Annotated in this window: 8 protein-coding genes; 1 reads left to right on the plus strand and 7 read right to left on the minus strand. The window is 40.9% G+C overall.

What is annotated here, in order from left to right:
• Window positions 1-161: 161 nt before the first annotated feature.
• Window positions 162-1217: a cyclic nucleotide-binding domain-containing protein gene (locus ABWO12_RS00975; protein ID WP_353086422.1), complete on the plus strand. Its 1056-nt coding sequence runs from the start codon at window positions 162-164 to the stop codon at window positions 1215-1217.
• A 948-nt stretch (window positions 1218-2165) separates the two neighbouring features.
• Here the strand turns inward: ABWO12_RS00975 and ABWO12_RS00980 are convergent.
• From ABWO12_RS00980 to ABWO12_RS01010, 7 genes are all read right to left on the minus strand, one after another.
• Window positions 2166-2855: a nucleotidyl transferase AbiEii/AbiGii toxin family protein gene (locus ABWO12_RS00980; RefSeq protein ID WP_353086424.1), complete on the minus strand. Its 690-nt coding sequence runs from the start codon at window positions 2853-2855 to the stop codon at window positions 2166-2168.
• A complete protein-coding gene (locus tag ABWO12_RS00985) occupies window positions 2848-3369 on the minus strand; it encodes a hypothetical protein (protein ID WP_353086426.1) in 522 nt (173 codons plus the stop codon). The genes ABWO12_RS00980 and ABWO12_RS00985 overlap by 8 nt, the downstream gene beginning before the upstream one ends.
• Window positions 3370-3614: 245 nt before the next feature.
• Window positions 3615-6602, minus strand: coding sequence for a DEAD/DEAH box helicase (locus ABWO12_RS00990; protein ID WP_353086427.1), 2988 nt, complete (start codon window positions 6600-6602; stop codon window positions 3615-3617).
• A gap of 510 nt (window positions 6603-7112) precedes the next feature.
• Window positions 7113-7403: a hypothetical protein gene (locus tag ABWO12_RS00995; RefSeq protein ID WP_353086429.1), complete on the minus strand. Its 291-nt coding sequence runs from the start codon at window positions 7401-7403 to the stop codon at window positions 7113-7115.
• Between the two features lie 24 nt (window positions 7404-7427).
• Window positions 7428-7871, minus strand: a complete 444-nt coding sequence (locus ABWO12_RS01000) for a hypothetical protein (RefSeq protein WP_353086431.1) — start codon at window positions 7869-7871, stop codon at window positions 7428-7430.
• Between the two features lie 56 nt (window positions 7872-7927).
• Window positions 7928-9697: a TonB-dependent receptor gene (locus ABWO12_RS01005; RefSeq protein WP_353086433.1), complete on the minus strand. Its 1770-nt coding sequence runs from the start codon at window positions 9695-9697 to the stop codon at window positions 7928-7930.
• Window positions 9698-9705: 8 nt separating this feature from the next.
• Window positions 9706-12720, minus strand: a complete 3015-nt coding sequence (locus ABWO12_RS01010; RefSeq protein WP_353086435.1) for a tetratricopeptide repeat protein — start codon at window positions 12718-12720, stop codon at window positions 9706-9708.
• Window positions 12721-12789: the final 69 nt, after the last annotated feature.

Raw genomic sequence — 12789 nt, forward strand, 5'->3', positions numbered from 1 at the left:
TCAGAAAAAACGCTTGATATCCGACACAATGTATTGTGAAGAAGCACCCCATTTTTGTACTAATTTGTAAAAAAAATTAACGTTAAAAAAAAATTAAGGGCGATTTAAATGACTACCTTAGACTTGATTATTTTATCATTTGTTAAATAAAATAAACGCTTATGACCACCTCTCGTATCTTAATCATCATGGAACAGCACGATGAAGACCGATATCTTCGAGACTTACTAACTTTGGCTGGCTACGATGTTTTGTTGGCTCACGACGGTAAAACGGGCATTGCTATGGCACAAACCGAAAAACCCGACGCTATTCTTTGTGAGGTGTTTATGTCTGAAATGGATGGGTTTAGTGTCTTGGTAGTCTTGTCCAAACAACTAGAGACAGCCTCGATACCGTTTGTCTTTTTTGCCCATACCTACCACAAAGCCGATATTCGAAAAGGGATGGAGTTGGGTGCCGACGATTATTTGTCGCGGCCGTTTAGCGATGTACAATTATTAAATTCGTTGGCGGTACGTTTACAGAAGCGGGAGAATCAACTCGAATATTTTAAAAACACCTACCGAATTGACCAAAACAAATCTTTGTATCAGCAGGGAAAATTGGCGTTGGAATTACTCAAAGATCAATCGATACAGCGAAAAATCAAAAAGAAACAGATTCTGTTTTACGAGGGTGACAAGGTGGTAGGCATCTATTATGTGCGCAAAGGAGCGATCAAAGTTACCAAAATTGCGCAAGACGGAAGGGAACTTACGGTGCGTATTCACTCGACGGGCGATTACATTGGGTTGCACAATTTATACAACGAGCAAACACATACAGATAACGCTGAAGCGATGTCGGATTGTGAAATCAGCATCTTACCCATTCAGGAGTTTGAGAAGTTGATCGAGCATCATCCAGAGATGGCAGGTAAGTTTATCCATATGTTATCGCAAGAGTCGAGTAAAACCGAGGAGCATTTGATTCACATTGCCTACGACTCGGTACGCAAGCGCATTGCCAATTCGCTGATTAGTTATTTCAACACCTACTGTCCCAACGGCGAAAGTATCCACCTGAGCCGAAACGAATTGGCCAACATCTCGGGCACTACGCCGGAAACTGTAAGTCGAACGTTGACCGACTTTGAGCAGGAAGGACTCATCCGCAAAGACCAAAACCGTATTATCATTGTACAAGCGGATAAGTTGCATTATTTGAAGAATTAGGTTTAAAGCCCGCCTGCCGTAGGCAGGTTTATTCCGCTTCGCTCCATCTGTTATCAGCCCCGAAGGGTCGCAGTCGCGGTCGCAGTCGCAGGCGCAGTCGCAGTCGCAGGCGCAGTCGCAGTCGCAGTCTCAGTCTCAGTCGCAGTCGCAGTCGCGGTCGCAGTTTTCTGTATTCAGGGTTAAGTAAGGGCTCAGCAGCTCAGCTTCTCAGGAGCTCAGAAGCTCAGAAGCTCAGAAGCTCAGAAGCTACCTAAAAAGTGTCATATCAGTGCTATATTCGTGCTATATCTTAGGGGGAGCGACGGGGAAAAATGGGCTACACAGCCACTTTACGCGGGTGGAGGACCGCTTGGGGGAAAAACCCCGCGCCTTGGGGGTAAAATACTTTGAAGAATTAGGAAAAACCCTAAGGGGGAATCCAATGGGTTTGTGCACCTTTGCAGTGGTTAGTTAATAGATCTTACGGTTTTCCGTACCCGCGCCTATATTGGCCTTGCGTTTTGTTGAATCCTCAATTGGCTTGACCAATTGGGGATTTTTTAAAACTCTCGAAATTATTGAAGAAGCATTATTATGTAAAGAATTGAATAGAATAAAAAGAGATACAAAAAAAGTTCCCATTCAGTATTCCAATGAAACTCCATTAAAGCGACAAAAAACTTAGTTGGGTTTGAAATGTAACTTTATACAGCCGCTCCATCCTTCTCAATAATTATCAAACAACGTCCTCTGATACCCAATCCCATTAAACTTATTGATTAACTCGCGGATGAATTCGTAATGTTTCACGTAAGGGTTGGGCACAGTGATGAGTTGGAGCTTTTTATTATGAATCAACTCCATTTTAATTTTATCGGATTTAAGGGTGCGGGGGTTGTGGTAGTTTGAAGTTGTATATCCTTCGTTTTTTCAATCAAATAAATCTTATTTACGTTTCAAAATAGACTTCTACCTTGTAATCATTTCAATTTTCTCCATCAACATTGCAAACCGTTCTTCTCTAATTAAGGGATGAATATGCATTGCTAAGATTTCATCCGCTTGTTTATGGTTTTTGATTGTGGTCAATTCCTCTTTTATATACTGAAGAACTTCCTCATCGGCCGCTAAAATTTCTTCTACGATTGTTGTGCAATTGTCTATTAGATAGATAATGTCTTCAAAATCGTGACTGCCGTAAAAATCATTTTTCCCTCTGTCTTTGAAAGCTTCTACCTTGGTAGCTAAAAAATAAGGTATAGGCAATACATTTATGCTTGTTTCATTCTCTAATTTTATTTGCCGCAAGTATTTAAAACCAGGTTTGTACCATCTATTTGAAATACCCATATTACTATCATCCGCAGGCATAATGTCTACTGCAATGCCGTGATATTGGTATGAACATATGGATTGGCCTTGTGGATCGGGATAGAATTCTAATGCTGCAAGGCGTTCTTGCATTTGGGCCCATTCGTTATAATTGGCTAAATTGATGGTCATGTCAATATCTGCCGTTGGACGAATTTCTTCAGCTGCTGGATCGTCGGTATATAAACTGATTACCGCTCCACCGATGAATACCATTTTATCGTTTAATTCTTGTAATCCTTGCGCAACTTGTGCTACTAAAGCAAGATTTATTACTTTATTATGCATTTAAAATTCTTTTTTCAAGCTCTTTTTTTGCAATTTCTTTTTCTCTAATTCGTCCAACTCTTACCGCATCTACCAGGGTAAGTAATTCATAGAGTTCTTTATCACGTAAAGTAGCCTCGACTACAGTACTGTAAAGGGGTTCAATAGCTTGCCCTCTTTCCAATCCCCTAGCATAAGGCCAAACATACTTTTCGTTTGATTTAATAATTTGATTTAAAGGTTCTGCCGCATGTGCCGTTAAAACACCCCTTACGATTGCTCCAGGTTGTTGAGGAAAAGCATACGCAACACCATGAAGTAAAAACTCAGTGAATGCCAATTTGTTTACATTTTTCCTTGTATCATCTAGTAACCCTGCATATTTTGAACGATTCAGGGATTGACTGACTTCCGATTGACTTATTCCAAGTTCTTGAGCGACAGTATGGTGAAACCATGTTTTACTACCAAGTGCTATGATTTTTAATAAAATCACTATGTCTTGAGGTTTCAAATTATTTTTAGTCTGTGCCATATATTTCATATTGCAATATGCAATATTAAAGATTATTTTCTTGTAAAACAATAATTTAATGGATTATATTTAATATTGCGATATGCGATATTTCGTTACAAAGGGCTTACAGCTTTGGTGCATCTTGATTTTTTCTATCGCAAAACCTTCAAATTATTTTAAACTATCGGAAAAATGAGGAAGTTAACCTTCAATGGGAGAGCTTCGACTAATTTAAAATCAACAGTAGTTTAAAAGATAGTCTTTCAATACCCTTCAAACAACGTCCTCTGATACCCAATCCCATTAAACTTATTGATTAACTCGCGGATGAATTCGTAATGTTTCACGTAAGGGTTGGGCACAGTGATGAGTTGGAGTTTTTTATTATGAATCAACTCCATTTTAATTTTATCGGATTTTAGGGTGCGGGGGTTGTGGTAGTGCTCGGCGCCGTTTAACTCAAAGATGACCTTGGGTTGGTTGTTTTCGTAGAGCACGCCATCGTATTCTTTTTTGTTGATTAAGGTATTGTGCCGTTCTTCGGGGAATACCTCAATGACTTTTACATTTCTACGGAAACGGGTTTCCTTGAGCGAACAGTAATGCTGCATGGTTTTGTAGAACTCGTCTTCAAATTTGGAGTTGTTGGAAAAGCCAATCGTTAATTTATTGACCTGACTTTGGGCGACTTCCGCAGTTCCGTTTTTATAGGCATAAGCGACCAATGCATACAAATCGTCGTCTTTTTGGGATAAGATTTTGATAGCCTCGAGGTCGGTTACCACAATCAAATTCTCTTTGGCACGGGTGACACCAACGTTCAATAACTCACTGTTGTTTTTGATCCAATCATAGGTTTTGGGTGACGTTTTGGTAGACAAGGCCGTAGAAATGATAATCGTTTTATTTTCTTGACCTTGCACTTTGTGAATGGTGCCACAACTTACCGAGGGATCAATAGTACCCGCTTTTTTGGCTTCTTTCAAATAGTGATTGACCACTTCTTCCTGGTTTCTGAACGGTGTCAAAATAAAGGCATCGGTGAGGTTGTTCTTTTGAATGTACTCCACAATGGCAAGGGCTTCCTCGAGTTGTCCGTTTTTATTTTGCTGATTGGCATTTGTCACCGAAAGTAATTTTACTGTACCTGGATTGCCAACCGCCGTTAGGTTTAAACGTTGGTCGTAAAACCGTTTGTTGGAATAATTGATGATTTTTTGTCCGCAACGGTAATGGTAACTCAAGAGAATCTCACGCGAAATGGAATCCAACTTCTTGTAGGCGGAGAGTATCGAGTTGTGGTAATAATCGTATTCGTCGCTAATTTGAAACTGTTGCATCAATTTCCAGTTCTTCTCTTTATCAAAAACGATAATAGGTTTGAGTTGGTTGGTATCGCCAATCAAGACCATGTTTTTGCATTTGGAAATCGGAATTAAACTCGTGGGGATTTCGCACTGCCCCGCTTCATCGATGGTGAGCAAATCAAATTTAAAGCGCTGGCCTAAACGACGGCTGGAAATGTTGGTCGTGAGGATGATGGGGAAAACTTTGGTGAGCTTTTCTATATTTTTATCGTCGGTTAACCAGGTATTGAATTCTTTAATTTGTTCGTTCTCTTCTTGAATGTGTAGAATTTCGATTAATTCAATAAACTCTTTCGTTCGTAAACGCTTGATGTATTTCAGGGATTCGAAATAAAAGAACTGCAGCAGACTGTGGTTGTCTTTGATGATTTCAAATATGCCTTTGACATCGTCATCCGGGGTTACTGGAATGGAGTTGATTTTGGCTACTAACTTTTCACGTTCTTGTTCCAACAACCAATACTTTCCTTTGGCCATTAATCCGTCGATAAACTCGAGGTTTTGTTCTAAATCGGCCCGTTCTTCATACTGTTGCAGTTTGTGTAACAGCTGTTTGTTTTTCTCTCTTGAATTTTGTTTCAGGTTGAGCAAAAGCGTTTCCTTGGGAACATCGTTGGTCTTGTAGTGATATAATTTTTTTATGGTTTGTATCGCTTCCAACGTGCATTGTTTGTTGCCTAATCGTAGAAAGGGAATCAAGATTTCTTTATTTCTATAGGTTCCTAAGTTCAGTTTCTCTTTAATTCCATCAATCGGAACATTATTGTTGGAGGAAATGAGCAGGGTTTTGTTGTTGGTCAAACAATTCACCACGATATTCAAAATGGTTTGCGTTTTTCCGGTACCTGGCGGTCCTTGCACATAAGTCACCGGATATTTTAGCGCATTGTAAATGGTGCGTAATTGATCGATGTTTACATTGTTATCATACAAAACGATATGAGGTTCAGCCCTATTCTTACGGTCTAATAAGGAGGAGTTTTTAAAAAATGCTTTTAAAGGAATTTGCATTTCTTGGTTCTCGTGTTCCGTATGAATATGGTCAAAAATGGGGGCAATATCAATTTTGGAATAGCCGAGTACGACAATTTCAGGTCGGGTATTGAGTAGTTCGCCTTGTTTGAAATTTTCAGCAATGGCATCAATCGTTTGGGATGGATTATCCAGATAGTGTTCTTCAAAATCGGACGGACTGAAATCGGTGTAATACGATAAGGAATATTTGGTGTCTTTGATGTAAAAATTGGGATTGAACTGCGTGGCGTTCACCACCCATAATGTCTTTTTAACGGGATCGAAGGACAGCTCCCGATAGGCTACTACAAACTTACCTCGCGATTCTAGGTCGATTGAAAATTCACATAGTGCCAATTTATAATCGTAATGCTTTTTGTAATCGTTATGGTAAATTTCTTTGATGATTTGTTTTTGCTGGTCGTTGGACAGTTGATAGGGAATTTGCTCCTTCAGCGCGGTCAAATCAATTGCGGAAATCAAATGTGTTTTATGCAGAAAAGGGTCGTTGTTCGCTTTATGACATTCGAGGTAATAATTAAGCACATCGTTGTTGTAGCGATCAAATTCATAGACGGCTAGGGTTTCATCTTCATTTAGCTTCTTGATGAGTTCGGGGGGCACTTCATAATGAGAGAACTTGAGGATTTCGGCGTGTTGTATCCCTGAGATTGAAATTGTTTTTCTGTATAAAGGTTCGTCCTTCATGACATTAAACATATCCACGACAATCTTATCATCCCCTTTAAGATCTAAAATGGAAATCCAAAAAGGACTGACTTTTCCTTCCTTATTTTTGTATTTGATGCTAAGGTATCGTCCTCCTCGAACGGCTTCGGCTATAGCGACTGTTGTACGCTTATGAATCATTTTTGTGCTTTTATAGGGGGTCTGTCGGGAATTCTGTTGTATCAAATATAAGGAGTTTGGGGGTATAAATTATGAGTTATGAATTATGTGTTATGAATTATGTGTCCCTGTAATGAAAGATGTGATTTCTAACTTGGGATTTGGGATTTGAGTGATTAGCCCTGAAGGGTCGGGAGAAGTCGCGGTTGCCCGTTGTTTCTTATAGAATGCAAAGCTGTATTTTTTTTTGCAAATTCAGATAAATAAAAAACCGCCTCGATGTAGAGGCTGTTTTTTGTAGTAACGTGGGTACTTTTATTAGGGTAGTAGCTGTCCGATAACTTTATTTTCGGATAGGTATTTTGAGCTGTTTTTTGCAAGTCAGTTGTGGTAAGAGATTGAATGGCTTACTCCATTTTCAACAAGGAAAGTCCGTCGGCATTGTTCATATAACTTCGTGTTAAATAGCTTAAACAGTACTGATTTTCTTTCAGTTGCTTTTTTTTGCTCCAACAATTCTGCCTCATTGAACTAATTAAGGTCTTTTACTTCGGGACTTTGGGTAATAATTTTTTGAAGTTCTTGAAGGACTGAAGCAATCAATTTTTCGATGTTTTCCAGCCCACAAGGAAAACTGATATTGGGATTATAATTTGAATACGGATATTTGATTATCATCCCTCGAGCACTGTCGCCATATACGCCACTATCGATTTCACGCAACTGCTCTATTAATTTAATGGTTAAGACTTTGCCCAGCGCCCGTAATTGTAAGGCTTCGGTTGTGTCATAAGGGGCTTCGCCATAGAACATGATTTGCACATTACTTTTGGAATCTTTCCCAAACTACCAAATCGCTGTAATCGTATAATTTTTACCGTTTATTTGTGTGGAATAACCAACCGTTTGTCCCCATAAAGCACTTCCTAAAGGGGCTTGAGTCGAAACGGCCAAGATGGTGTGGTTGCCCAACGTGATTTTAGGAAGCGCTGCAGCGATAAACAGCCTTAGACCGTTTACCTCTACCAAACTTCCTAAAGCGACGCGCGTGTGACGTACCGAGGGATCCATTCGATCTATGATGGCTTTTTGTTGGAGTACTTCTTGCAACTTCACCGCCAATTTTTCTTGCTCCAAATGCATCATAGATAAGGCAGTTTCATGTTTGTCTCCTGCTGATCCTTTGGCATCGTTTTGTGCCCCGTCGGTGAGCTGGGCAATCATATCCTGAAAGACATCAATTCGGTCTTGCAGTAATTGCTGGTAATATGCTTTTATTTCTGACTTCATGAATAAAAAAACCTGCAAGATGGACTTACAGGTTGGGAAAGTTACGATAGAAAAAATTAGAAATCAAACTTAAAATGGGCGCCCAATAAAAGTTGTATGCCTTGAACAGGATAATTGAACCAACGTTGGTAATTTTGATTGGTCAAATTGTGTCCTCGTAGGAAAAACGTAATCCGGTCACTATGTTTGTAGCCTACATGCGCGTTGAGATCGATAAAACTTTTTAGTGTAATATCGCGTGTAATAAAGGTAGGCTGCACCACGGCCGAATCATCGGTATAACGGAATTGATCTTTGCGTTCCCCAACAAAAAATACTGAGGCCCCTGCATACCATTTGGGGGTAAACACCACATCAATAGCGGAGCGCATTTCAAGGGCAGGCAAGTTCCATGCTTCTGCTTGTGCATCGGTACTAAAACTGCTTATAGTGGCTTGACCGCTCCATTGTACATTTTTGGAAATATCGGCTTTTAGTTCCCCAAACACCTGTAACGTATTTAATTTATCATACACTACATTAAAAGAATTTGCCCAAATATAGCCGTTGGGATTGGTTGAAAAACTGTCATAAACATTAGAGGTAAACAGCGCACGATTGTCTTCCGTAAGGTAGGAAGCACGCACATTATACCCGATGGTATTGGCTAGTTTTCCTTTTAATCCGACAAAAATATCGTATTTCTGATCGGTTGGAGCAATTGCTAAGGTGGGTGAAACAAAGAAGTTTTCTTGCACAAAATCGCGGTACGAGTTTTGCTTCAAATTTCCTTCAGCTCCAGCATAAGCAACCATAATATCGCCGACTACTTTATAACTTACATTGATTTTGGGATAGACAAAAAAGCGACTCTCCCCTCCTTCTGTGGCGGCACTGTAAAAGAATGCTGCTCCTAATTGAGCCGAAAAATCACCGTCGGTTAGTTGAAACGAGGGTTGCACGCCGATATTGGCAAACCCGTAACTGATTTCGGTTGCCCCAACATAGCTTCGCGCAAAACTGCCATTGAGGTAATCAAAAACTACATCCAAGCCAATATTTTCACCCGCTACGGGAAAGGCAAAAGAAGGTTTTAGCACGACCCGATTCTCAGCCGAATCAAAACGATCGGAAAAACGAGTAAAGCGCAACATTGCCTCTTTGAAGGCTCCTTGATTGAATCCAACGCGCCCACCTGCATACAGTGTTTGGTACACTTGTCTGGGTTCGATACCCCTGTAAAAAAGATCCGCTTGTTCCGAAGTGAGTCCTTCGGTAAAATAGCTGTTAATGCCATACCAACGATAGGCTTGCCGCTGGAATCCGCCCTCGGCTGCCCATGACATGGTACTGGATTTCCCACCGTAGGTAAGGTCCAAACCTGTATTGGAAAATTTATCCTCCAACTCCACATTTTTAATGCCTCCTTGGGATGATAAATGTCGTAACATCAAACCGAAGTAATTGCCGTCTTCAAAATTGTGGTTTAAAAACAATTCCCCATTGACATTGCCATAATTTCCGGCCGCCAAGGTGGCATAATTGGAAAATAAGCGCGCTTTAGTATCTTGTTCTACAGCAGCGGCCTTTCCTTTGGCTGGGGTAAACGTCGACGCCACGGGAAAAGAAAAAATGGTGTATTGAATGGTTTCCCGTTTGGTTGTTTCTTCATCATCCAAACTGGGTGTTTCTTTCACTTTGAAAGCATCCGAAATTGTTGGCGTATAGGGCTTTACTACATTGACCACTTCGGTGCCGATATTTTGATCTTGTTTTTGGGCATATCCCTCAAAAGCACTCAAGAAAACACTACTTAATAGAATATATTGCAAACGTTTGTTCATCATGGCATCTGTTATTTTTCAAGTGACGAATTGGTTTTTGCTTCTTCAGCTTTGATACGGGTAAGTTCGGCTTGGGCTTCTTGCACCACATCGGAATAATCGGTAAAGTTTTGGCTCACCCCTTCCAAAATAGCGGTGGCTTGGAAACTGTCTTTCAAACCGTAATAATTTTTAGCCATGACTATCAATCCTTTGGCACCAAAATATTTGTAGCCCGAATAATCCTTGGCCAATTTTTGAACCACTTTATTCGATTCGGCAAATTTTCCATCCTTATGTTTGAAATAGGCATCGTAATATAAGGCTTCTGCGGCCAATTCACCTTTGGCAATTTTCAACAAATTGGCATAGGCCATACGCGCTTTGGGTTCGTCCTCCGACTTAATCGCCGATCGAGCAACGATAATTTGAGCATCGCTCTTTATTTTATTATCCGTTTTCGGATTGGCTAAAACTTTATCAGCATATACAACCGCTTGGGCATAATTCTCGGTTTCGTAATACGCCCGCATCAAGTTGGCTTGAGCAAAGGTTTTGTTTTGTGGAAAATCAGCTTCGGCTTCCAAACGTTCCAAGACAGGCTTCGCGGCCGCATAATTATTCTTTTTCAAATGAATCTCACACAAACGCGCCAAAGACTGTTCGGTAAATTCGTTTTTCGGACGTGCAATCACTTGCTCATAGCGGGGCACAGCATTTTCACTTAACCCATCGGCATAATACGTTTGCGCTAAATAAAAATTGGCTTTCAACGCATGAGCGCCCTGCGGAAATTTGGCCAAATACCCGTTTAAAGAGGAAATAGCCAACTTGGTGTTGTTTTGCAAATATTGCTTTTCGGCAGCTGTATACGTGTCGTCATCCAACTCTTTGTCGGTCACTTCGACAAAATTGAGGGTGCGTACCCACGAGGCATACTCGTCAACTTTTCCGTTATCGACATAAATTAATCGCGCTGTGGCTACCGCTTCCAATGCCTCTGGGGTTCCGGGATAATCGGCAGCGACTTTCTTGAATTTGCCTAAGGCTGCCTCATCTTGATTGCCGTTATAGTACACCAATCCTTGACGTAACACCGCTTTGGCAGCATAGGTTCCACTTGGAAATTCTTTCAACAACGCATCATAGGTTTTGATGGCTTGATCCGCTTTCCCTTCAGTTACATAAGTATTCGCCAACTCAAACAAGGCGTCGTCTCGGTAGGGTGAGGACTTGAAGCTCTGTAAAAAACGGTTGAAGTCTTCAATCTTGCGGTCATTTTTGGACACAAATCCATAACTGATGGCTTTTTGGTAGGCGGCGTAATCGGCATCCACCCCTTTCATATCTATGGCTTTGTTGTATGCATCCATCGCGGGCCAATATTTGGACGTCACAAAACGGCTGTCACCCAAGCGCAAATAGGCATCATTCAAACGTGTTCGATCATCTTTGACGGCGTCAATTTGCTTTTGGAAGTAATTGCCCGCTTGATCGTATTCCTTTTGCTTAAAATAACAATAGGCAATCGCATAATTGATGTTTTTGTACTCAGGTGTATTTTTGGCTTCGGCCATACCCTCAAACTGTTTGAAACTCAATAATGCCTCTTGAAAGTTATTGAACAAATAATCGATTTCCCCTTTCCAGAAGATAGCGCGTGCCGTGAATTTGGCATCCCGCGGATCGCGAAGAGAGGCTTTGAATAAAACCTGTGCCTCTTTATAATCCCCGTCGGTATACAACTCCAAGCCGCGATAAAACGCTACTTTTTGGTAAGCAGCACGCAATTCTGGCGCTTTATTTTGTTCCAACAAATACAGGGCTTCTTTGTAATTTTTGGAAGTGATGTACGAATTAATCAACAAGCCCTCAACCTCAGCTTTGTTGGGAGAATTTGGATACTTTTTCAAAAACACTGAGAGTATATCCGGCACACTTTGAAACGAGTTTCCGATATCGTAACTCAATTTGGCGTAATTCAAACTGGCGTCTTCTTGAATTTTGAGATCGAAATCCATTTCTGAAGCGCTTTTAAAAGCCGTCAACGCCTGTGGTTTCCGATCGGTGCGCATATAGCTCTCTCCCAAGTGATAGTAAGCATTTTGCGCTACTGCATCTTTACCGTCGATGATTTTATTGAACTGTAAAATGGCATTTTCATAATCTTTTTGCTGGTAATAGGTATACCCTAATTGGTAATAATCCGTATTACTCCATTTGCCCTTTTTCCCTTTGTATTCCTTTAAATACGGTAAGGCTTCGGCGTAATTTTTTAGGTTAAAATAACTTTCGCCGATAATTTTATTCAGCTCCGACTTTTCGGCTGGCGACGATTTGGCCATGGCCGTTTTCCCTTCGGTGATCGCCTTTTCAAAAGCGCCCTGACGGAAACTCATGTCCGCTTGGAAATACGAAAGTTTCTCTTTGTATTTTTCATCCCCAGCAACTTGCTCAAAATACTTGGAGGCATCTTTAAAGTTATCGCCTTCGTAGGCAATGACACCCAGATAATAGCGTGCTTGTGGGCCATAGGTTTTGGTATTGGCGACCCGGTTGAAATAATTGGAGGCTTCTTTAATTTTCTTATCCGCAAAATAGGCATACCCTTTTTGAAAATTGAATTTATCCTGCTGCTCTGGAGTAAGCGCACTTTCGTCAACTTTATCAAAATAGGTCAACGCCCGTCCGAAATCATTTTGTGCAAAATAATAATGCGCCATGTCGATATACGTTTGATTCAACTTGGTACTCGACGGATAATTCGTAGCAAACACCTCCACCAATTGCGGCGCATCGGGTTGGCTGAGCTGCAAGGCACATGAAGCGATGTAGTAAGCACAATCGGCTTGTATGTCGGGATTCTTTTGACTCCGACGAACCGTTTCAAACAACCATTGGGCAGCTTGGTATTGTTGATCGTTGAACAAAGCAACAGCGCGGTCCATTTCGGAGCGGTTGTGGGTGTATACTGCCGATTGTTGGGCGGTCACTATCGGGGTGACTGCCAAGCCATTAAACAGTAAAAATAATTCTAATTTGCGCATGAAAATCCAATTTAGCGATAATTCAAAAATAAAGTACTCCCTTGGATAACGGGAGGTGCCGATGTTTTA

It is taken from the genome of Flavobacterium sp., assembly GCF_040379285.1.
In the GTDB taxonomy this organism is placed as follows: domain Bacteria; phylum Bacteroidota; class Bacteroidia; order Flavobacteriales; family Flavobacteriaceae; genus Flavobacterium.

Bases quoted from the DNA above. Each gene is read 5' to 3' on its own strand.
- ABWO12_RS00985 (WP_353086426.1), bottom strand. From the start codon at position 3,369: ATGGCACAGACTAAAAATAATTTGAAACCTCAAGACATAGTGATTTTA.
- ABWO12_RS01005 (WP_353086433.1), bottom strand. From the start codon at position 9,697: ATGATGAACAAACGTTTGCAATATATTCTATTAAGTAGTGTTTTCTTG.
- ABWO12_RS01000 (WP_353086431.1), bottom strand. From the start codon at position 7,871: ATGAAGTCAGAAATAAAAGCATATTACCAGCAATTACTGCAAGACCGA.
- ABWO12_RS00975 (WP_353086422.1), top strand. From the start codon at position 162: ATGACCACCTCTCGTATCTTAATCATCATGGAACAGCACGATGAAGAC.
- ABWO12_RS00990 (WP_353086427.1), bottom strand. From the start codon at position 6,602: ATGATTCATAAGCGTACAACAGTCGCTATAGCCGAAGCCGTTCGAGGA.
- ABWO12_RS01010 (WP_353086435.1), bottom strand. From the start codon at position 12,720: ATGCGCAAATTAGAATTATTTTTACTGTTTAATGGCTTGGCAGTCACC.
- ABWO12_RS00980 (WP_353086424.1), bottom strand. From the start codon at position 2,855: ATGCATAATAAAGTAATAAATCTTGCTTTAGTAGCACAAGTTGCGCAA.